Source organism: Sphingobacterium sp. SGL-16, from assembly GCF_011043515.1.
GTDB classification, from domain to species: domain Bacteria; phylum Bacteroidota; class Bacteroidia; order Sphingobacteriales; family Sphingobacteriaceae; genus Sphingobacterium; species Sphingobacterium litopenaei.
On sequence record NZ_JAAKGQ010000002.1, the window covers coordinates 39,725 to 62,208 of the forward strand.

The following is a 22,484-nucleotide window of genomic DNA, read 5'->3' on the forward strand; positions in this document are numbered from 1 at the left end:
AGTTATCTACTAATGGTTTGATATAAATTACCGTTTGATTTCAACACTTCTGTAGCCGCTGTACGCTGACTTAAAATTTGATTGTAATAATTCAAAGATTGTTTGTAATACTCGTTCTCCGCTTCCAATCTTTCTGTGACATCTTGTAAACCTTCTTCAAACTGACGTGAAGCTAAATACATATTGTTTTTAGCAATAGTCATCTGTTGTTGGTTTACAGAGATTTTTTTCATAGCTAATTCATAATCCGATTTGGTCTTCCGTTGCAAAAGACTCAGCTTTTCTTTTGTGTCTTCTAACTTATTGTTGTTGATTTCCAAATCCAATTTAGCTTTCTCGACAGCAGCTTTATGAGATTTACCTTCGAAAATATTCCATTTCATTCCCACACCGACAGCAAAAGTTGGCGCCATTTGAAAATGATTGGATTGTAATTTCAAATCTCCCAATTGAGGAACGTCTTTTATAGTCAATTTACTATCAAAAGCATTTAAATAGGAAATATTACCAAAAGCGAATAACATAGGCAATTGCGCGCCCTTTTCTTTTTTCAGTGCAAACTCATATGCTTTTTGTGAAGTTTCTAAAGTTTCTATTTCTTTTCGGTTCATCGCTGTAGCATCCTCAGCCAACAGGATTTCTTGTAATGGATACGAAACTGCTTGTAATTCTTCCATTGGAAGTCCTGTTAATTCTTCCAACTTATAATACAACAATTCGCGGTTGCTTTGAATTTCTGCACGCTTGCTTTCCAGTTCTAGCATAGCTAACTTAATTTTATCGCGATCATAAGGAATCGCCACCCCATTTTCAATAGCTTTAACCACTTTAAGATGTTCCTTATTCAGACGTTTTTCGGAGTCATTAATCAACACATCAACTTCTTTTAGTAACATTAGCTGATCAAAAGAAGTGATTACGTCCTGTGCCAATTGATCATATCCAGCTTCAGTCATGAGAGAAAGTGCTTTTTGCTTTTGCTCTAAAGCCTTTTGACCATTGGTAATTTGTAAACCACTAAAAATAACCTGTGTAGCAGTCACGCCTGTTGCAAAGACTTGAGAAGAAACATTGCCTTTGGTAGTGCCTTCGAAGAGATTAATTCCTGTAATCGGTAACTGTTGGGTGGGTAAATCCACGTCAAGTCCCGTATTCACGTAACCATACAAAGCATTCATAGATACTTTAGGGAGTAATTTTCCCCTTACATCTTCCCTATCCAAAGCCACTTTTTTATTTTCCAAATTGGCATTCTGGATAGATTTATTGTGTCTAATAGCTGATTCCACTGGACTACTAAATAAATTTAATTGCTCTTGTGCAAATAAACTGTCATTTAGTGTGCTACACAAACACAAACCTACAGTAACTAATAGTGTATTTTTTTTCATAAAAAGATCTTCTGACTTTTATAACATCACAAAGATCAAGATTGTTTCATAATAAAATTTTCAGATATCTTAAAAAATGAAATTACTTCATTCCTCGAATAACAGAAAGAGTTTGTTGAGAAACTCCCAAATATGAAGCAATATGTCCTAAGGAAGCATTTTGTAATAAGGTAGGATTTTCAGTTAATAAAGAAGCATATCGTTCATGCGCCGTCTCAAACTGACTGTTATAAAATCTTTTAGAAAAAGAAATTAAATTATCTAATAATATTTTTTCAATAATATGATTTATGGTGATGTTTTTATTGGCTAGTTCACGGATTGGTGCAAAAGGAATTTGAATAATCTTGGAAGGAGCTAACGCCTGAAACCCAAATAAAGTTGGCTTTTGGTAAAATACACTCTCTATACCTGTACTAAATGTATTTTCACCGTAGAAATAATGCGTAATATCTTTCTTGTTCTTATAATAATACACCCGAGTAAATCCTGATTCGATAAAATAGATATGCTTCAAATAGCTATTTGGTTCAAAAATCAAATCTCCCTTCCCGTATTCCTTCGTTTCGCTGATCGATTCAAAGAAAAATTCCAATTCCTCATCTATATGATACAAATTTTTGAAATGCTCAATTAAAGTCATAGACAAATATAGAAATCAAAAGATAAGCGAAGAAACCAGATAATATAATTATATTAGATATATAAATAATCACCAATATTATGAAAAGGACAATTGTATTTTTCCTAGCTTATTTCTCTTTGGCCGTAACATTTGCCCAATATAAGGAAACAAGAAAAATTGCTAATCATCATGGAATATCAGTCGCTACGAGTCTAAATGCCGCTTATGTGGAATCAGATAGGAACGAAATAGTGTTAGAGAGTGAAAAGAAAGATTACCTTGATTTAATTATAACTGAAATAAAAAATGATGTATTAACTATTAGATATAAACCTAATACATCAATTAGAACTTCAAAACCAAATAAAGTTACCATTTACTCCAATTCTAAATTAAAAGTATTAAAAGCTACTTCAAGTGCTACTTTACATGTGGATGCTCCAATTACTTCATCTCCCGTGTCTATAGTAGCTAATTCATCCGGAAAAATCAGCGCAAGACATATTAAAGCTGATAATATGGACATCGAAGTCACATCTTCTGGAAAATTTGATTCACACATCTTAGCGAGCACTGCCGTAATTGAAGCTTCAAGTTCAGGTAAGATCTCCTTGGCTGGAAAGATAGATAATTCAACAATCGATATGAGTTCGTCTGCATCTTTAGATTTAGAAAAAGTAACTATAAAGAATTTGGTTTGCAAAGGTAGTTCCTCGGCAAAGTTAGACATTAGTACAGCTAATACATTAAAGAGCAATCTTTCCTCCTCTGCTAAAATTTCTTATGCAACTCAGCCGACTCAAATTTTGGAAAACAAAACATCCTCAAGCGGCAGATTAGTTAAAAAGTCATAAGGAAGGTTTTGATCTTGGAATATTTGCATAAATTATTTGATAAATAAGAATATTTATCTACCTTTGCACTTCCGTAAGTACGGAAAATTTAAATTAACATAATTATTTAAAAACAATGCAACAGTACGAATCTGTAATCATTCTTACCCCGTTGCTTTCAGAAGATGCTGCGAAAGAGGCAATTGCTAAATTCAAAAACATCTTAACAGAAGGCGGAGCCGAAATTATCGCTGAAGATAATTGGGGTTTGAAAAAATTAGCGTATCCAATCCAGAAAAAAACTACTGGATTTTATCACTTAACTGAATTCAAGGCTCCAGGTGAATTAATTAAAAAATTAGAGGTTGAATACAAACGTGATGAGCGTGTGATGCGTTTCTTAACTATCGCGCTTGATAAGCACGCTGTAGCTTACAACGAGAAAAAACGTAGCGGTGCATTCAACAAGAAAGCTGAAACTAAAACTGAGGAGGTAGCAAACTAATGGCAAACGAAAACATCCAATACGTGACTGCTCCTAAAGTAGAGGACAACCGTAAAAAATACTGTCGTTTCAAAAAGAATGGTATCAAATACATCGATTATAAAGATGCTAACTTCTTGTTGAAATTCGTTAACGATCAAGGTAAAATCTTACCTCGTCGTCTTACTGGTACATCATTGAAATTCCAACGTAAAGTTGCTCAAGCTGTGAAACGTGCGCGTATCGTAGGCTTATTACCTTACGTAGCTGATTCATTAAAATAAGGAGGATACGATAAATGGAAATTATATTAAAACAAGATGTTAAGCACCTTGGTGAGAAAGACGATATCGTAGTAGTAAAACCAGGTTACGGTCGTAACTACTTAATTCCTCAAGGATTTGCTACATTAGCAACTTCATCTGCTAAAAAAGTATTGGCTGAGAACATCAAACAAGCTCAGTTCAAACAAGACAAAATCAAGAAAGATGCTACAGAATTAGCTGCTAAATTAGAAAACGTTAAGTTGTCTATCGGTGCTAAAGCTGGTGAGTCTGGTAAAATCTTCGGTAAAGTAAATAGCATCCAAATCGCTGATGCATTGAAAGCTCAAGGTTATGACGTAGACCGTCGTCGCATCACTTTCGAAGTAGAGCCTAAAACTGTAGGTGAATACATCGCAAACTTAAACTTACACAAAGAAGTGAAAGTTCAAGTTCCTTTCGAAGTTGTAGCTGAATAATTAGTTATTCGCTCAAAATATAAAGGAGATAACCCATGGTTATCTCCTTTTTTGTTATGTTTGTGTTTCAATAAAATGTATTCACTATGAAACCAAAAACTATAATCATCGCTATACTTCTCGCTTTAGTAGGAATTATTTTATTCAATAATAAGGAAGAAAGTTCGTTTTGGTTATTCGGTGATATCCGCACTTCAAAACTTTTAATTCTTGGTATCTTCTTTTTGCTAGGTGTGATTACTGGAGGAATACTTTTTAGACGAAGAAAGAAACATCCTTCAGAATATGGCATAAACAATCCTGTTTTCGAACCTCGTGTTGAGCCAACAACTGCAGATGATAATTATATCGATTCTCCATACAAACCAAACGATGGTTTATCAGATGAGGATAGAGAGTTCTTGAGAAGAGACTAAACAACAAAAGCGTCATAAAATGACGCTTTTGTTATGTCTGAGATTTTATTTTACTTGATTAAATTCTTTAGTAAAAATACAGGCAAATTTGTTGATGTACTGTCAGAAAGATTTCCTTCTATTTTATCTACAGAAATTTTATTTGGCAAACTAATAGTTGATTTACCTTGTGTAACAACGGATAAACTAGAGATTGTCGTAGGACCATTTGGCTCTTCAATAGCAAATCTGGAATTCTCGGCCTGAACGGCTAAACCTTTAAGCGTGGATGGCTGTAGTTTAATCGAAGAATTTGTTAGTTTAAGATTTAGGTTTTCCAAATTCCCAATTTTGAATGTGTTATCAATAGATGAATTCGTTAAACTCAGATCCAAAGATTTTAAACTTTCATTTTCTATATTATAAGATCCCCATGAAGCATTAAGGAAGTTCAATTTCAATGAATCTTCTGACGTAACCAAATTATCTAGATTTAAATTTGACAAAGTCACATTCTCAAAATGAGGCGCGTACAAGTAAACATGTAAGTGATGATATGACTTTGTTTTAAAGTTTAATATAAGTCCATTTTTATCGGATAAAACCTCTACTTCATTTGTCTCAGAATTACTTTTGAATCCATAAGTCTCATCTTTAATTAAATGCAGTTGCACTCCCCTATGGTGTTCACTATTTAATTTTATACTGCTGTAAGTTTTTAGTTTAGACGCCTTCAAGTATTTACTTTCTGACGAGAAATTTTTGGATTCATTTTCCATGCTCTTCCAATATTCTTGACTATCGATACCACCAACATTAGCAACAACGACAATACTCAAAATTAGTGTAAATAAGCCTACGCCTAGCCCTATTAATAATTTATTACTTAATTTCATTTTAGTTCGATTTATAATTTTCATTAATGAAAGCATCATATCTCTCCTTCAATTCCTCTAATGAGATATCAAGAAGATAGATATTTTTGAAAACTTGAGGAAGATCTTCCTTCACGAAGATTTCTTTCTTATACTTTTTTATTTGTGAAAAAGAATCTGGTGTCACAAAAAAACCAACGCCACGCTTATTCGAAATAATACCTTGCTGCTGCAAAAAATCATAAGTACGCATGACTGTATTTGGATTCACGGCTATTTCAATAGCCAACTCACGCACGGACGGTAGTTTGGAATCTATTGGCAACTTACCAAGCAGAATATTCTCACAAATATGATCTACAATTTGCAAATAAATTGCTTTATTTGGGTTAAAATCCATATTAAGCCTCCTTTTCTTTCAATCGAACATATGTGATTGCCCACAAAATAATTGTTATAGTCCACCCCAGAACAGCAAATAAAAACAACATTAATTTTTTATTGTCTATATAATCATTTTCTTCTAATTGCATATGTCCTAAAAAGAATAATCTATAAATACTATAAATTAGAAAAAAACAAAGTCCAGCATATACCGCAACAGATACTATTGTTTTGATAAAGTGCTTGTTCTTAAAATATATTGAGCCCAGCAAAAAAAGCGCATTAATAGTAAACGGTAGAAATACAAAATATTTCACTGGATCTATATATATTATTTTGTGCAAGTAAGGTAAATTATCGCGTATTATTTCTTGACCATTTTCTATGTAAGATGTCGTACTTGTCGTAAATGATCTTACGTAATTCATAAACCCAAAATCTACAATATGGAATAAAAGTAAATATGTCACAAATCCCAAACCAGCTATGTAGAATATGCCTGCAAGAAATTTTTCAAATTTAGAAGCCGGAACTAATATCTCCGCTATAGCTGCATTGGATTTGCCGTAATTTTTGAAATAAGAACTAGCTGTTAGAGAAATATAAAGAAGTCCAAGAATAATAAATAAAGGAATTCGGAATCTAAAATCATTATTATATGTAGCAATATCACCTTCCTTAAAAATTTTGTAAAGTTCATTCCCATAGAAATAAAGAATTATTGCCAACAAAACACCAACAATAAGGAAATACTCTTTTTTATAAGATTGCCATTGTCTACCAATTAGCAATTTGAAACGATTAAAATCAAATGTATTATTCATGTTCTGTGGTTAAAATTGGTTAGTAATTTTTTCATTTTCTACGGTTACCGCATTGAACAGCAATTCAAGATCAATTTTCGAATCTTCAAAATCAGCATTCGTTGAGATAACATTGTATGCTCCAATTCCTTGTTCAGCATACAGTATATCTTGGCTCAATTCCGTCACTTTTTTAAAGTGCAAACGATCTGCAATAGTTTGAATGGATTCATTCAACACGATACGATGTTGATCCAATATAATCACAGAATCAATCAAATTGTCCAAATCACGGACTTGGTGCGTAGAAATCACAATCACACGATCTTCATTCATTACGGCTGCAAGAACCTTTCTGAACTGTGCTTTGGACGGAATATCCAATCCATTAGTCGGTTCATCCATAATTACTACTTTGGTGTTGGTCGCAAGACCAAAAGAAATCAAGAATTTCTTCTTCTGCCCGTAACTCATATTTCCTAAATTTTGATTCGCAGGAATCTGAAATTCGGTAAAGAGTTTTTGAAAGTAGCTCTCATCAAAATTCGGATAAAAGCAAGAATTTGATTTTAGGTAACTTTTTACCGATACATTAGGTAAATACAAATCCTCTGGTATAAAGCAAATCTCTTTCAATAATGAAGGATTTCGCTGTTTTACATCCTGTTCAAGAATTAAAATCTCGCCTGAATTGGGATATACTAATCCAATCATATTCTTCAGAAGCGTCGATTTTCCTGCCCCATTCTTACCGAGGAGTCCATAGATATGCCCTGTATCCAAATCTAGATTCAAATCTGAAAAGATAGGTTTGTTTTTGGTATAACTAAAATTTAAGTCTTTAATGGTTATCATACTAGTGTACTATTTAAATAATACACTAATATAGATTGTAAATTTTTATTATCAAAATTATTTTAGAGATTTTTTTTATAACACTTTGAAAATCATCCTACATCAAACAAAAATGAGGCATAATGCCTCATTTAATCCTCTTTTTTTGCGTTATCCTTTTTACGCTTGCTCTTCACCAGAGCTTCATGTAGTAAAAATTCAATTTGACCATTGACACTACGAAATTCATCCTGCGCCCACTTTTCAAGTAGCTTGAATGTATCCTCATCTATGCGCACCACAAAACTTTTTTTCTTCATATCAAATCACTTTGATGATCCTATTATTAATACAAGGAGCCTGTATTTACAATTGGTTGTGCTGCTTTTTCACCGCATAATACGACCATTAGATTGCTTACCATAGCTGCTTTACGCTCGTCATCTAATTCCACAATATTCTCAGCGGATAATTTTTTCAACGCCATATCTACCATCCCAACAGCACCGTCAACGATCTTTGCACGCGCTGCTACAATTGCTGCAGCTTGCTGTCTTTGCAACATCGCACCAGCAATCTCTGCTGCATAAGCTAAGTGACTAATACGAGCTTCTTGCACAACTATACCTGCTTTTGACAAGCGCTCTGTCAACTCATTCTCTAAAATATGATTTACCTCTTCCCCACCATTACGCAAGGTAATCTCAGCCGTATCATCTTCCAAATCATCGTATGCAAAACTCACCGCCAAATGACGGACCGCAGCTTCGGATTGTGCGCGCACATAATCAAATACGCGTTCTACATCGTACGCAGCTTTATACGTATCACCAATTTTCCAAACGATTACCGCACCGATTTCAATAGGATTACCCATTTTATCATTAACCTTTAACGTTTGTCCTTGTAAGTTTTCCGAACGCAAAGACATTTTTGTCGCTGTATACAATGGATTCACAAAAAACAATCCATTTTCCTTAATTGTGCCTACATAGCTACCAAAGAAATTCAATACACGTGAATGATTTGGATGTACAATCAAAATTCCTTTAAAAATAAAAATTGAGGCTAAAAAAACTAGAATCCCAAGGAATATAAATGCAGGTCTATCGTTTAAAACCGATAAATATACAATGTAACCAGACATTAATAACAAGACAATTCCAATTCCGATGGCAGAATATCCTGAGGTAGGCTTAATAACTTTTTCCATAATTTATAAGTGTTAAAGTTTGATATCATTTTGATATCATAAATATATCAAAATAAACTACAAATTCAAAATGATTTTCTTCATTAATAGTAATAATTAAAACATTCAGTATATTTAATCTATAAACCTTCAACTATGATTATCAAAATTTTAAAATGGCTTCTTGGTACGGTCATCGTACTCATTACGATTATAACATTAGGTTTACTTTTTACAGGAAATGGATATATTCTAAAAGCTGTACGAACTGTTTATTTTACGGGACACACTTCTGCTTTTTTGGAAGATTATAAATATTTTGAAAATAGAACTATTAAAGCCGGAGCTTCTCAACCTTGGCCACAAGCAAAAGATTATAATTCCGTAAACAGTACATCAAAATTGGATTCCATTCATCAAGCCAATAAGACTATAGCGTATTTGATAATTAAGAACGATAGTATTTGGTTCGAAAAATATTATGATGGTTTTGACGAAAATTCGCTTACAAATTCCTTCTCCATGGCAAAAAGTATAACAGCTGCTTTGCTTGGAAAAGCTTTGGAACTCGGATATATTATTAGTTTGGATGAAAAAGTGAAGTCTTATTTGCCCGAATTGAAAGGTGAATTTGCAGCAGATTTGGCGATTAGAGATTTAGTGACGATGCGTTCGGGATTAGAATGGGATGAGCGATACAATTCACCATTTTCTATTACTACTAAAGCTTATTTTTATAAAAACGTAAGTAAAGCCATGCTAGAATTGCCTATTTACAAATTTCCAAATCAAAAGTTTAAATATCAAAGCGGAGATACCCAATTATTGGGAATGGTGCTTTCCAAGGCAATACCAAGCAATTTATCTGACTTTCTATCAGAACACTTTTGGAAGCTGATGGGTGCTGAAAACGATGCATTATGGCAAATTTCACCAGAAGACGGTATCGAAAAAACATATTGTTGTATCGCTAGTAATGCCAGAGATTTCGCTCGATTCGGTAAATTATATACCAACAACGGCAAATGGGGTAATCGACAAATTTTGGATTCTAACTATGTCCAACAATCTTTGCAGCCAGCGGCTGAAGATTCTCAGCAATATGGTTATGGTTGGTGGTTAGGCGAATATCAAGGGAAAAAGATTGTCTATATGGACGGACATCTCGGTCAATTTGTGATTTCTATTCCCGAAGACAGGATTATGGTCGTTCGATTGGGACATATGCACGACAAATCTGGAAAGAGAACACCAGATGGAGCATTCTATCAATATATCGATAAAGCTTATAAAATGTTAGCTAAAGAAGAATAATCAATCGGTTATTCTTCTTTGCGTTTTTAATTCGTAAGTGCCTTTAGTTTTATTGACAATGGAATCGTATTTCAAAACCACCTTATCACCTACTTCGTACTTTCCATTACGAATATCCCTATAACGAATTTTGTAATCACTCCCCTCGACATAAAATCCACGCATATGTCTTTTTCCTGATCGTTTGATTTTACGAATCGTAAACTCACGCTCTTTTGAGTACGTTTCGTAAACATCACTATCACATGAAAAAAGAAAGAGAGCTATTAGGCTAATTAGTATATGTTTCATTTGTGTCTAAAATAATAAAATCCTAAGTAATCTCCACGCTAAAATGACCATATTCAGACTAATTTATAGTTATATTTGCGCCATGAATCAATATGCCGTATTATTTGATATGGATGGTGTAATCTGCCATACCAATCCTCATCACGCTAAAGCATTCGAAGCTTTTTTTGACAAATACCAAATTCCTTATACCGAGAAAGAGTTTGAAGACCATATGTATGGTAAACACAATAGCCATATTATGACTTACTTTTTCAAAAGACCAGTACATGGTGAAGAATTAATTCAGCTCGAAAATGAAAAAGAACAATTGTTTCGTGAATTGTACAAAGATAAAATAGAAACCATTCCAGATTACAAAACTTTCTTAGCGGACCTAAAAGCTAATAATTTCAAAACTGCAGTATGTACTTCGGCACCGAGAGCTAATATGGATCTTATTGTAGATCACTTAGACATTCGCAAGGAAATGCAATCACTAATGAGCAGTGAAGATGTTAAATTACATAAGCCTCATCCTGAAGTATATTTGAATTCAGCAGCACGATTGGGAGTCGATCCCAGCAACTGCGTGGTTTTTGAAGATTCATTTTCTGGTGTCACCGCAGGATTGAATGCTGGGATGAAAGTAGTTGCTGTATTAAGTTCTCATACGAAAGAACAATTACCAAAATGTTCTTTCTATATTAATGATTATTCTGAAATCAACGCAGCTAAAGTGTTGGACATATTAAAAGCGTAATATGCAAGAGGCACTGCAATTAATCTCAAGTCCCTATAGTTGGGCATTGTATTTTATCTGTGCAATGCTCATTGGTATTTCCAAAACGGGAATACAAAATATCGGCACCCTTGCAGTGCCTCTTTTTGCTTTGCTATTTGGTGCAAAATATTCTACGGGCATCGTATTAATCTTACTTTGTTTTGCTGACTTAGTAGCTGTTATTTATTACCGCAAAGCCTTTCTATGGAACGAAGTCAAAAAGCTTTTGCCCCTAGCGTTTGTCGGGCTTTTGGTAGGATTGTTTTTGGGTAATTATGTGGATGATAAAACTTTCAAAATATGCATTGGTATATGTATCATTGTAGGTGTTTTTATTATGCTTTGGATGGAAAAATCTTCCGAAGAAAAGCAAAAATTACTTACTGAAAAGAAATGGTATTCGCCTTTGTTCGGTTTTATTTTAGGTTTTTCAACCATGATTGGAAATGCTGCTGGTCCAGCTCTATCGGTCTATATGCTTTCCAAAAGATTAGATAAGATTACTTTTGCAGCAACTTCAGCCTGGTTTATATTTATCCTCAACCTGAGTAAAATTCCATTGCAGGTTTTTGTATGGCATAATATTACTTGGGCAGGTCTGATGCTAAATATAATAGCAATTCCTTTTATTTTATTGGGGGGCTTTATTGGTATTAAAATCATAAAAGTTCTGCCAGAAAAAACATTTCGTTATATTATTATTTCTTTAGTAATAATCGCCTCTATCCTATTGATAATTCTGTAATTCGAAAGTTGTTTGTACTTTTGCTTTATGGAATATGCTATTGTGGATATAGAGACAACGGGATCGTACGCGGCAGGAAATAAAATAACCGAAATAGCTATCGTCATCCATAACGGAACTCATATTTTGGAAAAGTTCCAATCTTTAGTTAATCCTGGAGCAATCATCCCCTTCCATATTCAAGCTTTAACAGGCATCAGCAATGAAATGGTCGAAGATGCGCCTTACTTTAAGGACATTGCTTCCACAGTTTACGATTTGTTGCACAAACGAATTTTTGTGGCACACAATGTAAATTTTGATTATTCCTTTTTGGTGGAAGAACTTAAAAATGCAGGATATTCTTGGCGTGCCCCCAAATTGTGTACGGTGAGACTTTCGCGCAAAATCATCCCAAACCAATCATCTTATAGTCTAGGAAAACTTTGCCAAAATTTAGGCATTACTATTCACGATAGACATCGTGCTATGGGTGACGCAGAAGCCACGGTTACTTTGTTTGAAAAATTGGTTAGAGAGGATAAAGAAAATCTGATCGAGAGCACCTTAAAAAAGACAAAAGAACATCGTTTACCAACGCATATTAATGAAGATGATTTTTTAAAACTGCCCGAAACTACGGGTGCTTACATTTTTCACAATGCTACAGGAAAAATCATTTATGTAGGTAAAGCTGTTAATATCCGTAAAAGAGTATTAAGTCACTTTTCAGGTACTAACGGTACACAAAAGAGACAGGCTTTTATTAATGATATTCATCATATTGATTATTTAGAAACAGGTACAGAACTCATGTCGCTATTGACAGAATGTAAGCTTATTAAACAATATTGGCCTACACATAATAGAGCCTTGAAGAAGTTTGAACCAAAATTTTCGCTTATCCAATATACAGACCAAAATAATTACATCCGTTTGGTTGTTTCACCTTATGATAAGCACGCAAAAGCTATTCAACATTTTGAGCGTGCGTATGAAGCTAATCAACTCTTGTTGCAATTGATGGAAGAATTTGAGTTGGATAATAAGCTTTGTTATTTCTACAGCGTACACAATGAGCCTAAACCAAAATTGAATTATGCAACACTTCCCAATGTAGATCAGCATAATGAAAAGGTTGAAGCCGCAATAGAAAAGATTGCTGCTCAATCGCAATCATTTGTGTTGGTGGATCAAGGACGAAATTTGAACGAGAAATCCTATATTCTATTCAGAAATAATACTTTATATGCGTTTGGCTATTTTGATGTTGAGTTAGATATTGTAGATTATGAAGATCTTGTAAAAGAAGATGACAAGTGTTTAAGTAATTATTACATGAACTCTTTGGTGTTGCAATACATCGAAAGATACCCCAGCAAAGTCAAAAGATTACTCCATAAAGCAGCGCTTGATTACCCAATAGATTAATAAATGTGTTGGATAAAAGATATAATACAATAATCCTGTTTTCTTTCCTCGTTCTCCGTTGTATAAATAAATGGGAACGAATCCTAGAATAGCAGCGGCTTGTGTAGATATTCTGAACAAGTAGAATACATTAAGGATTCCAAGTGTTAAAAACTGTTTCAGTTTATTGGATCTAAACACATAAAAACAAATCACTTGTAATACTCCCAAATATAAATAATCGAAATAAAACAGATTACTCGCTGTTACTAAGCAAGCTATAAGTAATATTTTGACATCGGATGATACCTTCTTCGAATCAATTATACATAACGATATGAGTCCGGCTGATAGTGTGAAAAATATATTCTGACGAAAAGGATCATAAAGTGTATTGCTAAAAGCTAAATCAAAAGGTATTTCAGACAACAAAGCAAATATTAATAGCCTAAAAAGATATTTTCCTTTGTTTCTCGTATGTATAAAACCTTCCACTAATAAAAAGGCGTATAAAATAAACGCCAATCTTCCAATGACTTTAAGAATATATAAATCAGGAAAAATACTACGCGCCAAATGATCTAAAAACATAGCCATTAAAGCCATTAATTTAAGCTGATAAGCGTTTAATGAAAAAAAAATATTTTTTGCAATCATTTTTAATAAGCAACTTTAGAATGGCTTTGAATTTATAAGCTTGTGTTGTAAATTTAGAGTAATAACTTAAATTTAAATTAATAAAATCCGTTGAAAATCGTTAATATTTTTTTACGTGCACTACTTCTGGTCCTAATTTTCTTTGCTGCAATGGGTATTTATGTTTGGCGTATTGAACCGCGTTGGGTAGAATACAACTACTTAGACATGCCTATCAAAAATCTTCCTGATTCTTTGCAAAATAAAACACTTATTCAACTATCCGATATACATATTGGCGAAACCGTGAATGAAGATTTCATTATAAAAAAAATTAAAGAAGTAAATAAACTTAACCCCGATATCGTGGTGTATACAGGAGATTTTATAAGTGTAGTAAGGAAAAATGAAGCTCCTTTTGATCAACTAGAAGAAGTTCTTAAACATGGAGCTAAAGGCAAATTGGCTACTATTGCTATTCTTGGAAATCATGATTATGGTATTTTGGGGAGAAATGGAGCAAGAGCAGATTCTCTGGTTACAATTTTAGAACATTATGGAATGAATGTATTGCGCAATGATAGCCTAAATGTACATGGACTGAATATTATTGGTATAGACGATTATTGGGGAAGAAATTTCCGACCTAAAAAGGCTATAACCAAATATCATCAAGATGCTGCTAATCTTATCCTTGTGCATAATCCTGATGTGTGCGATTTGGATATTTGGCGAGGTTACGTTGGCTGGATATTATCAGGACATACACATGGTGGGCAATTTCGTCTTCCCTTCCGAAAACCTCCTATAATTCCTGTTGAAAATAAAAATTACGATAGTGGTTTGAAGCATTTAGCGGATGGAAGAACATTGTATATTAATAAAGGTTTGGGACATTCTATCCGAGTTCGTTTTAATGTAAGACCAGAAATTGCGGTGTTTACGTTAAAGAGAAAAGGGTAGAAATAAAATTTCTACCCTTATATAATGATTGGTTTGATTAGGCAAAATTTGTCCAATCAGCATTTTCTTGATATTCGAAAATTGGACTTGAAATATTTTTTGATAAGTATTGTCCAGCAAACATCGCAATATCAGTAGCCATGTGTTGACGAGTCAATTCTACTAATTCAGAATTGAAACCGTTCATGTTGAGTACAAATTGGAAACTAATAACTCGTGCTATGATTCGTCCTAGCGTAACTGCATCACGTTGGCTCACAGTTGAATCAATAGTAAAATCCAATATATTTGCGAAATAAGGAATACTTTCCTTGGCATTAGCGTAATTAGCTAAGAAATTAACTAAGCTAGTTTCCTTCGCTTTACGCATTTGTTTTAAGATGGCATCCGCAATCTGTCCGTATAACATTTCATTCGATCCCTCAAAGATTTGGAAAGGTCTGCTATCTACTACTGCTCTGCCTGCAATATGGTCTAAACGATAACCATTCGCACCAGCCAATTGCAAAGCGATTTGAGCCGATTCTTGCATCAAGTCTGTAATTAAAGCTTTCAATGTATTCGCTTCTATGGATGCTGAAGCTAAATCTTTATCTATTCCACTATTGGCAGTGCTATACGCACACATTCCAGAACAGATCGTATAAGCAGCTTGGATACGTGACAGCTGATATTTTACAGCATCCAGATTTGCTAAAGGAGCCCCACCAACGATTCTATTTTGACAGTGAGCTAAGGATTCGTCCATCAGTCGTTTTATGAAACCTAAACCCATACCTGGGAATTGCAAACGGCTACGGTGCAACATATCCAACATCAACTTAAGTCCTGTACTTTCAGACTGTAATTTTTGTTCTTCTGGAACAGTAATGTCAATCTGATTAATACCATAAGGAATAGCATATAAACCTAAGTTGTTATAACGCTCAACCATTGGAATATGCTGAGCTGGATTGCTATTGTCCGTCACAAAGAAATCGATATCACGAGTCAAATCCCCCCTTTCATTAGCTTTACGCGCAGTTACTAACCAAAAATCTGCCGCTCCGCTTAGACCTTGCCAATGCTTTTCGCCATCAACTTTATATCCACCTTCTACTTCTTTATATGAAGTTTTCATATTTAAGGCGTCACTTCCATAAGCTTTTTCCGTGATCATCAACCCTCCCATAGCTTGTTCTTCCAAAAACTTTTTGAAGATACGCTCTTGGACAGCATAATTTCCATATTTAGCTAGAGGCTCAAGGAATAAAGCAATGTTAATTCCAAACATCAAAGACAATGATAGAGATTCGTAAGATGCAGCGGCCAGTACACCTAGACATTCTTTGACATTCACTCCACGACCACCATGTAATTCTGGAATAGCAACAGCTAAAGGATTTTTTGCCATTATCTTGGCTTTAAAATCGGCAGGCAAATCACGTCCTAGACTAATCTGATTGAAATCGTATTCGTTTCTAAATAATTCGCGTAAATGTTTTGAAAAGTCAGTAATGTAGGTCTGAAAATCTACATGCTCAACAATTTGACTCATATCCTTTAATGTTTAATTTTTTACTTGTTTCTGTAACTGTCATAAGCGTAACAGCTTACATTCGTAAAATTAAAAGATAAGTGTCCGAATGACTATTGAAAACACGACGAATAATAGGACAAATCGTGCATGGTCCAAATTACTTGGCACTATGACGATATTCTGTCGGAGTGACTCCTACGAGTTTTTTAAAGAGACGTGCAAAATATGACGGGTCTTCAAATTCTAATTCGTAAGCAATGCTAGCAATAGGTTTGTTCGTTTCCATAAGTAATAATTGGCTGTGCATAATAGCAACTTCCAGTATTATTTGTTTAGCCGACTTATTAAATACCTCTGAAACACAACGATTAAGGTAATTTGTAGAAACAGCTAGTTTGTCTGCATAATATCCCACCGATTTTTCCTTGAAAAAATCCAAGTAAACCAACTGTTTAAAAGCAATAGCTACTTCTTGCTTGCGCAATAATGTTTTATTAGCATCCGAAAGTTTTATAATTTTTAGAACTACCGTTTTGAAGATACTTTCATAGTAGGACGTATAAGGATTCTTGTCATAAATTTCCTTATACAACAATTCTAATAAGGCATTTAAATCATCACTTTCTGGTTCTTGGAGATTCAACAGTGGCGCAATATTAAAAATATTCAATGTCTCCTGATCACGAAGTATAGAAGTCATCGCCTGCTCTTTAATCAATACACAATACCCTTCTGCGTTTTTATCTACTTCGTCAATAGCCGACATATGACCATAGTTCGCAATCATAACAGCGGGAGCTTTGACCATAAACTTGGTAGATTCGATCTGATGTTGAAAATAACCTTTGGTGAGTTGAATCAAGAGATTATATCCAAACAAGATTGGAGGAATAGGAATTCTTAAATAAGGTGCAATGTCTTTTAAAGCGAATATTTTGATTGGAGTTTGGATATAAGTTAAATGTTGAAGACTTCCCTCCATAAATTTGGAAACGAATTCATCGGCATATATCTTCTTCTTTTTCATTCCACCCAAAATATTTTATTGCTCTAAAAGTATCGCAAAATAAATTCTTCTCAAAATTACGACTGATAAATTAGGAGAAAAATGACCAAAATCATGCATAATATATAACATTGTAGGTATTTAACTGTATCGATATTAAGGAATAAAACCGTATCTTTGCCCCCATGATTAATGTATCCAATCTATCCCTTCGTTTCGGCAAACGCGTGCTATTCGAAGATGTTAATTTAAAATTCACTCCTGGAAATTGTTATGGTATTATCGGTGCTAACGGTGCTGGTAAATCTACATTTTTAAAAATTATATCTGGCGAGATTGATCCTTCTACGGGTTCAGTAGCCTTTACTCCTGGCGAACGTATGTCGGTTTTGAAACAAAACCACTACGAGTTCGACGAATTCACTGTAATTGAAACAGTGATGATGGGTAACCAAGAGCTGTACAAAATCATGAAAGAGAAAGATGAAATCTATATGAAAGAAGATTTCACTGACGCTGATGGTGAACGTGCAGGTGAATTGGAAAGCTTATTTGCTGAAATGGACGGTTGGAATGCGGAAAGCAATGCTGCTACTCTATTGAGCAACTTAGGTATCAAAGAAGACCAACATTACAAACAACTAAAAGAGTTAGATGGTAACGAGAAAGTTCGTGTTTTATTAGCACAGGCTCTTTTTGGTAAACCAGATATTTTGATTCTCGATGAGCCTACCAATGATTTGGATATCAATACCATCGCTTGGTTAGAAGATTTCTTAGCGTCTTATGAAGCTATCGTATTGGTCGTATCCCATGACCGTCACTTCTTGGACCATGTGTGTACGCACATCGTTGACATCGATTTCAGCAAAATGACAATTTACTCAGGTAACTATACATTCTGGTATGAGTCATCTCAGTTAGCGTTGAAACAACGTACTGACCAAAACAAGAAAATGGAAGATAAAGTAAAAGAGTTGCAAGAATTTATTCGTCGCTTCTCTGCGAATGCTTCCAAATCAAAACAAGCGACTTCACGTAAGAAAGCTTTGGATAAAATCAATATTGATGAAATCAAGCCTTCTAACCGTAAATATCCTGCTATCATGTTCAATAATTATGACAGAGAGCCGGGTGACCAAATCTTGCAAGTAGAAGGACTGAGCAAAACAGTGAATGGTGAGACTTACTTTAAAGACATCACATTCATGATGAATAAAGGAGATAAAATCGCTGTATTAAGTCAAAATAACTTGGTAACAACAGCATTTTACGAAATACTTACTGGTCGTGACAAAGATTTTACAGGTGATTTTAAATGGGGTATTACCATTACACCTACGGACATGCCGATGGACAACGCGGAGTATTTCGAAGGAAACAATGAAAACTTGGTAGACTGGTTGCGTAACTACACAACTAAACCAGATGCTGATGAGCAATTTATCCGTGGTTTCTTAGGTAAAATGTTATTCTCTGGCGAAGAGGTAATGAAAAAAGTATCGGTATTATCAGGAGGTGAGAAAATGCGTTGTATGTTCTCCAAAATGATGTTACAAGGTGCTAACTTCTTAATCTTCGACGAACCTACCAACCACTTGGATTTGGAATCTATCACAGCGTTGAACAACGGTATGAAAGATTTCAGAGGTTCGATGTTGTTCACTTCTCGTGACCACGAGTTGACTGAAACAGTAGCAAACCGTATTATCGAATTGACTCCAAACGGTATCATCGATAAATTAATGACTTACGACGAATACATCAATTCAGACGTTGTAAAAGCACAACGCGAAGAAATGTACAACGTGAAATAAGACTTTATGTTTAGTATATATAAGAATCCCCAATTGGCTTAGCTAGTTGGGGATTTTTTGGTATTAAATTTCTTCAATTATTGATTCTCCTGATGAATAATCAGAAGATGTCCATTCCCAGATTTCGTGTAAACGAATTTTTCCATTTTCAAGGATTTCAGGTTTTGACTTACAAATACCCGTCATAATTTCATCTTTCATATTTATTTGATGATAACGCATCTCAATATTACCTACCTCATCAACTATTCCTATCAATTGTCCATATTTAATTTTTCCTCCTGAATATTCTGATGTCAATATATTATTTACTTGCTTGTATTCAAAAATAGTTTCAGAAGAAGTCTCTCCATTTTCTGTGTTCTTAATTGTTCTAAATATTTTATTATTATAATTTATCATTAGTAATTCTCTTAGGAGATTTTTTATATAAGAATAAAATCAAATTTGCTACCCCCCAGATAATCAATTGTAATAAAAACAAAACATTAGACAAATAATCAACATTTTCAAAATATGAACTTGAAGCATAATTAGCTATAATTGGAATAATTAATCCAGGAATGAGATACCTATACTTGAATTTTAGCCTAATCAGTATAGCTGTAATAAAAATAATAATACTAGGTATAAATAAAATAGGATTCAGAGAATCTAAAAGCTGTTTATCATAAAAAGTATAGACTAAATAAATTACAGAAAGTGCTGTTAATAAATATAGTATTAGGGTCAAAGTATTTATCAGCTTTATATTATCTGTAATTAACTTCTGCTCCTCTAATATTTTAAGGTTTTCTATATTGTTATGATTTATTAGGGAATTAATATTCCACTTATGCTCATCCGTAAATACATATTTCCTTTCTAATAAAACAGCGTAAGCAGAGGCAACAGCTTCAGATTCGTATTTTTCTGGTTCATTGATATACAGTTCCAACTCCCTATTGGTTTTATTTAGCAACTTAAATTTATCAAAACCCTTCATGCAATTAAATATACTAAAAAGAAAATTGAAATATCTAATTTTTAGATTCTTCCTACCGTCAGAATAACAATAAGGTTTGTCATAGCGATGTAGCAAGAAGAAGAAATCTAATAAGAAGATAAAAAGCAAAATCCTTACAAACACTTAAAATGTCGCCTAACAAAATTTTTCAGCGACACGGTTTAGCTTCGCGGAGCTCGGCTTTCAGCCTTCGGTTTGTTTCCTTTTGAAAAGACAAAAGGAAAAGCCTCTCTCGGCTCGAGCGAGATTACAAAGTAAATAGATTGCTACGTCGTGCCTCCTCGCAATGACGGGATTTAATAACACACAATAGTGCAAAAAACAAAACTACCCCTTCACCCCTACAAAACTCGCAAAGCACAAATTCTTATGCAGAATATCTACTTTCGAAAAACCGACCTTACGCAACAAATCTAGTTGGTACATCAAGCTTCGTGGAGAATCTTCTTTATCAATGTAGTCAAAAACATGATCGCGATAAGCTTCATCTTTCAACGATGTCAAATAATCGCCATACCGAACTTTATAAATAAATTCCTGTAGTGCATTAGCATCTTGTGTTATCAAATCAAAAATCCAGATACTTCCTCCTTTTTTGAGTTTACGATACAACATCTCAAAAGTATTTTCCCAATCGGCATCATCACGAAGGTGATGCAATGTTGCCGTCGCAATAATTACATCGAAAGAGTCATCCGCAACTGGTAAAGTTCTAAAATCACCTTTAATTGTTTGACATGAACCTCCTTTATTGATTGTATCTACCCTTTCCTTTGCTTTGTCAAGCATAGGTTGACTCAGATCGGATAACGTAATATGCAAAGGCGATTTGCGTTGCAATAGACTTATATCATAATTACCAGCACCACAGCCAATATCTAATACATACTCTACATTCGGATGTGTCCGTACAATTCCTTCGGTAATTAACTCCATGTTAAATTTCGCATCCAACGTCGTTAATTGACCTGTATCTAAATTGGAGAATCGTGCTACATCCTTATCGAAACGCTGTTCTATTTCCTGAATGCTAGATTTTTCTTTCATATTATGAAGTTAAATAATAAAATCGAAATCCTCTTAATTGGGTTTTTGCGAACATTTTAAGCAAAGACTTGTTATTAAAGAGAATTGAATTATAATAAATTTAATATCTTAGTTTAATCATACATACTTCATATATCATGAATAAATTATTCTTATCTACATTCCTATGTACAGCATTACTTGCATCTTCATGCAATAATGATCATACCAACAAAGACAACGATACTCAAATTTCAGATTCTTTACCTCCTGTGGAGACTGGTAAAGCAAATACGGATTATAAACCTGCATTCGAAGGACAGACCCGTATCCAAGGTGTAAAAACAACAACTCCTTACGAAAGTAAAGTGATCACTAATAAATTAAAATCACCATGGGGTATCGCAGTAATGCCTGACGGAAGATTATTAATAACCGAAAAAGAAGGTGTATTGCGCATCGTTTCTGCGGATGGTACAGTTAGCGAAGCTATAAAAGGACTTCCTACTGTAGATAGCGATGGACAAGGCGGTTTATTAGGGATTACATTAGACCCCGATTTTGCAACGAATAAAATGGTCTATTGGACATTTTCGGAGCCAGTAGGCGAAGGAAACCACACTGCAGTAGCAAAGGGTCAGTTAGCTGATGATGAAAAATCAATCGTAGGTGCGCAAGTAATTTACCGCACTACACCGACTTATAATGGTAAATTGCATTATGGTGGACGTATAATTTTTGATAAAACAGGGCACTTAATAGTTTCAAGTGGTGAGCGTTCGGATTTGGAAACAAGACCAAAAGCACAAGACTTAAATTCAACATTAGGAAAATTAGTACGTATTACGAAAGAAGGACAACCTGCAGCAGATAATCCATTTGCAGGAAAATCTGATGCCTTACCAGAAATTTTATCTTATGGGCATCGTAATCCTCAAGGAATAGCATTTCATCCAGAAACAGGTGACCTGTGGGAAACAGAATTCGGGCCTCGTGGCGGGGATGAATTAAATCGTATCGAGGCGGGTAAAAACTACGGTTGGCCAACAATTACTTACGGTTTGGAATACTCTGGAAGTGCAATTGGGAATCCTCCTATTCAAGTTAAAGAAGGTTTAGAACAACCCGTATATTACTGGGATCCGGTATTATCACCTTCAGGTATGACATTTTACTCTGGTGATGCTATTCCAGAATGGAAAAATAACTTATTTATTGGTGGTTTAAGCAGTACACACATTGCACGCTTGGTCATTAAAGACAATAAAGTCGTAGGTGAAGAACGTTTATTAGCAAAAGAAGGTGAACGTTTTCGCGATGTTGTTCAAGGTAAAAATGGTGAACTTTTTGCTATTACGGACGGTGGTAAATTATATAGCATAGCTAAGAAATAATCTGTTATACAGTAAAATATTCTTTACAATACATTGAAAAGTCTTCTAATCACACAT

General features: G+C 34.3%; 27 protein-coding genes. 12 read left to right on the forward strand and 15 right to left on the reverse strand.

All coding sequences use genetic code 11. The features are described from left to right. Positions 1–2 precede the first annotated feature (2 nt). Both G5B32_RS01140 and G5B32_RS01145 read right to left on the reverse strand, forming a co-directional pair. Entirely contained in the window at positions 3–1,391 is a 1,389-nt protein-coding gene (locus tag G5B32_RS01140) for a TolC family protein (protein WP_165289717.1), read from the reverse strand. An 82-nt stretch (positions 1,392–1,473) separates the two neighbouring features. Next, entirely contained in the window at positions 1,474–2,034 is a 561-nt protein-coding gene (locus tag G5B32_RS01145; protein ID WP_165289718.1) for a Crp/Fnr family transcriptional regulator, read from the reverse strand. An 80-nt stretch (positions 2,035–2,114) separates the two neighbouring features. Here G5B32_RS01145 and G5B32_RS01150 point away from each other — a divergent pair, with 80 nt between their 5' ends. The 5 genes from G5B32_RS01150 to G5B32_RS01170 all read left to right on the forward strand — a co-directional run bounded on the left by G5B32_RS01150 (position 2,115) and on the right by G5B32_RS01170 (position 4,491). Then, positions 2,115–2,870 (forward strand): GIN domain-containing protein, encoded by a 756-nt coding sequence (locus G5B32_RS01150; protein ID WP_165289719.1) that lies wholly within the window; start codon positions 2,115–2,117, stop codon positions 2,868–2,870. Positions 2,871–2,985: 115 nt separating this feature from the next. Further along, a complete protein-coding gene (gene rpsF / locus G5B32_RS01155) occupies positions 2,986–3,354 on the forward strand; it encodes a 30S ribosomal protein S6 (RefSeq protein WP_165289720.1) in 369 nt (122 codons plus the stop codon). After that, positions 3,354–3,617, forward strand: a complete 264-nt coding sequence (gene rpsR / locus G5B32_RS01160) for a 30S ribosomal protein S18 (RefSeq protein ID WP_148920887.1) — start codon at positions 3,354–3,356, stop codon at positions 3,615–3,617. The genes rpsF and rpsR overlap by 1 nt, the downstream gene beginning before the upstream one ends. Before the next feature lie 14 nt (positions 3,618–3,631). Next, complete coding sequence (gene rplI, locus G5B32_RS01165) at positions 3,632–4,075, forward strand: 50S ribosomal protein L9 (protein WP_165289721.1); 444 nt, start codon at positions 3,632–3,634, stop codon at positions 4,073–4,075. Positions 4,076–4,161: 86 nt separating this feature from the next. Then, positions 4,162–4,491 carry an LPXTG cell wall anchor domain-containing protein gene (locus G5B32_RS01170; protein WP_165289722.1) on the forward strand — a complete coding sequence of 110 codons (330 nt, stop codon included), beginning with the start codon at positions 4,162–4,164 and terminating at the stop codon, positions 4,489–4,491. A gap of 50 nt (positions 4,492–4,541) precedes the next feature. Here G5B32_RS01170 and G5B32_RS01175 read toward each other — a convergent pair whose 3' ends face one another. From G5B32_RS01175 to G5B32_RS01200, 6 genes are all read right to left on the reverse strand, one after another. Continuing rightward, a complete protein-coding gene (locus G5B32_RS01175) occupies positions 4,542–5,366 on the reverse strand; it encodes a hypothetical protein (protein WP_165289723.1) in 825 nt (274 codons plus the stop codon). A gap of 1 nt (position 5,367) precedes the next feature. Further along, positions 5,368–5,745, reverse strand: coding sequence for a GntR family transcriptional regulator (locus G5B32_RS01180; RefSeq protein WP_165289724.1), 378 nt, complete (start codon positions 5,743–5,745; stop codon positions 5,368–5,370). A gap of 1 nt (position 5,746) precedes the next feature. Beyond that, the gene (locus tag G5B32_RS01185) at positions 5,747–6,553 is read right to left on the reverse strand and encodes a hypothetical protein (RefSeq protein WP_165289725.1); all 807 of its coding nucleotides are present in this window, start codon (positions 6,551–6,553) and stop codon (positions 5,747–5,749) included. A 9-nt stretch (positions 6,554–6,562) separates the two neighbouring features. Further along, positions 6,563–7,387 carry an ATP-binding cassette domain-containing protein gene (locus G5B32_RS01190; RefSeq protein WP_165289726.1) on the reverse strand — a complete coding sequence of 275 codons (825 nt, stop codon included), beginning with the start codon at positions 7,385–7,387 and terminating at the stop codon, positions 6,563–6,565. Positions 7,388–7,518: 131 nt separating this feature from the next. After that, positions 7,519–7,686, reverse strand: a complete 168-nt coding sequence (locus tag G5B32_RS01195; RefSeq protein ID WP_165289727.1) for an Arc family DNA binding domain-containing protein — start codon at positions 7,684–7,686, stop codon at positions 7,519–7,521. 26 nt (positions 7,687–7,712) lie between these two features. After that, entirely contained in the window at positions 7,713–8,579 is an 867-nt protein-coding gene (locus G5B32_RS01200) for an SPFH domain-containing protein (RefSeq protein WP_165289728.1), read from the reverse strand. 135 nt (positions 8,580–8,714) lie between these two features. Here G5B32_RS01200 and G5B32_RS01205 point away from each other — a divergent pair, with 135 nt between their 5' ends. Next, positions 8,715–9,872, forward strand: a complete 1,158-nt coding sequence (locus tag G5B32_RS01205; protein WP_165289729.1) for a serine hydrolase domain-containing protein — start codon at positions 8,715–8,717, stop codon at positions 9,870–9,872. On the opposite strand, the gene G5B32_RS01210 is transcribed toward G5B32_RS01205, so the two are convergent. Next, positions 9,873–10,163 carry a hypothetical protein gene (locus tag G5B32_RS01210; RefSeq protein WP_165289730.1) on the reverse strand — a complete coding sequence of 97 codons (291 nt, stop codon included), beginning with the start codon at positions 10,161–10,163 and terminating at the stop codon, positions 9,873–9,875. An 82-nt stretch (positions 10,164–10,245) separates the two neighbouring features. Between G5B32_RS01210 and G5B32_RS01215 the strand changes: the two genes are divergently transcribed. From G5B32_RS01215 to G5B32_RS01225, 3 genes are read left to right on the forward strand one after another with little or no spacing between them, the layout of a single operon-like run. Then, positions 10,246–10,905 (forward strand): HAD family hydrolase, encoded by a 660-nt coding sequence (locus G5B32_RS01215; protein WP_165289731.1) that lies wholly within the window; start codon positions 10,246–10,248, stop codon positions 10,903–10,905. Between the two features lies 1 nt (position 10,906). Beyond that, positions 10,907–11,671: a sulfite exporter TauE/SafE family protein gene (locus tag G5B32_RS01220; protein WP_165289732.1), complete on the forward strand. Its 765-nt coding sequence runs from the start codon at positions 10,907–10,909 to the stop codon at positions 11,669–11,671. A 27-nt stretch (positions 11,672–11,698) separates the two neighbouring features. Continuing rightward, positions 11,699–13,081, forward strand: coding sequence for an exonuclease domain-containing protein (locus G5B32_RS01225; RefSeq protein ID WP_165289733.1), 1,383 nt, complete (start codon positions 11,699–11,701; stop codon positions 13,079–13,081). Here G5B32_RS01225 and G5B32_RS01230 read toward each other — a convergent pair. Beyond that, positions 13,043–13,717: a TraX family protein gene (locus G5B32_RS01230; RefSeq protein WP_165289734.1), complete on the reverse strand. Its 675-nt coding sequence runs from the start codon at positions 13,715–13,717 to the stop codon at positions 13,043–13,045. The genes G5B32_RS01225 and G5B32_RS01230 overlap by 39 nt on opposite strands. A 150-nt stretch (positions 13,718–13,867) precedes the next feature. Between G5B32_RS01230 and G5B32_RS01235 the strand changes: the two genes are divergently transcribed. Continuing rightward, positions 13,868–14,659 (forward strand): metallophosphoesterase, encoded by a 792-nt coding sequence (locus G5B32_RS01235; protein WP_165289735.1) that lies wholly within the window; start codon positions 13,868–13,870, stop codon positions 14,657–14,659. A gap of 37 nt (positions 14,660–14,696) precedes the next feature. Here G5B32_RS01235 and G5B32_RS01240 read toward each other — a convergent pair whose 3' ends face one another. Both G5B32_RS01240 and G5B32_RS01245 read right to left on the reverse strand, forming a co-directional pair. After that, positions 14,697–16,196: an acyl-CoA dehydrogenase family protein gene (locus G5B32_RS01240; RefSeq protein WP_165289736.1), complete on the reverse strand. Its 1,500-nt coding sequence runs from the start codon at positions 16,194–16,196 to the stop codon at positions 14,697–14,699. Between the two features lie 139 nt (positions 16,197–16,335). Further along, positions 16,336–17,205, reverse strand: coding sequence for a helix-turn-helix domain-containing protein (locus tag G5B32_RS01245; RefSeq protein ID WP_165289737.1), 870 nt, complete (start codon positions 17,203–17,205; stop codon positions 16,336–16,338). A 164-nt stretch (positions 17,206–17,369) separates the two neighbouring features. Here G5B32_RS01245 and G5B32_RS01250 point away from each other — a divergent pair, with 164 nt between their 5' ends. Then, a complete protein-coding gene (locus G5B32_RS01250) occupies positions 17,370–19,001 on the forward strand; it encodes an ABC-F family ATP-binding cassette domain-containing protein (protein WP_165289738.1) in 1,632 nt (543 codons plus the stop codon). 63 nt (positions 19,002–19,064) lie between these two features. Here the strand turns inward: G5B32_RS01250 and G5B32_RS01255 are convergent, their stop codons facing one another. The 3 genes from G5B32_RS01255 to G5B32_RS01265 all read right to left on the reverse strand — a co-directional run bounded on the left by G5B32_RS01255 (position 19,065) and on the right by G5B32_RS01265 (position 21,054). Further along, entirely contained in the window at positions 19,065–19,403 is a 339-nt protein-coding gene (locus G5B32_RS01255; RefSeq protein ID WP_165289739.1) for a n-acetylglutamate synthase, read from the reverse strand. Then, the gene (locus G5B32_RS01260; RefSeq protein ID WP_165289740.1) at positions 19,390–19,986 is read right to left on the reverse strand and encodes a hypothetical protein; all 597 of its coding nucleotides are present in this window, start codon (positions 19,984–19,986) and stop codon (positions 19,390–19,392) included. The genes G5B32_RS01255 and G5B32_RS01260 overlap by 14 nt, the downstream gene beginning before the upstream one ends. Positions 19,987–20,334: 348 nt before the next feature. Further along, positions 20,335–21,054 (reverse strand): class I SAM-dependent methyltransferase, encoded by a 720-nt coding sequence (locus G5B32_RS01265; RefSeq protein ID WP_165289741.1) that lies wholly within the window; start codon positions 21,052–21,054, stop codon positions 20,335–20,337. A 137-nt stretch (positions 21,055–21,191) separates the two neighbouring features. Here G5B32_RS01265 and G5B32_RS01270 point away from each other — a divergent pair, with 137 nt between their 5' ends. Further along, a complete protein-coding gene (locus G5B32_RS01270) occupies positions 21,192–22,427 on the forward strand; it encodes a PQQ-dependent sugar dehydrogenase (protein ID WP_165289742.1) in 1,236 nt (411 codons plus the stop codon). The last annotated feature ends 57 nt before the right edge of the window (positions 22,428–22,484 follow it).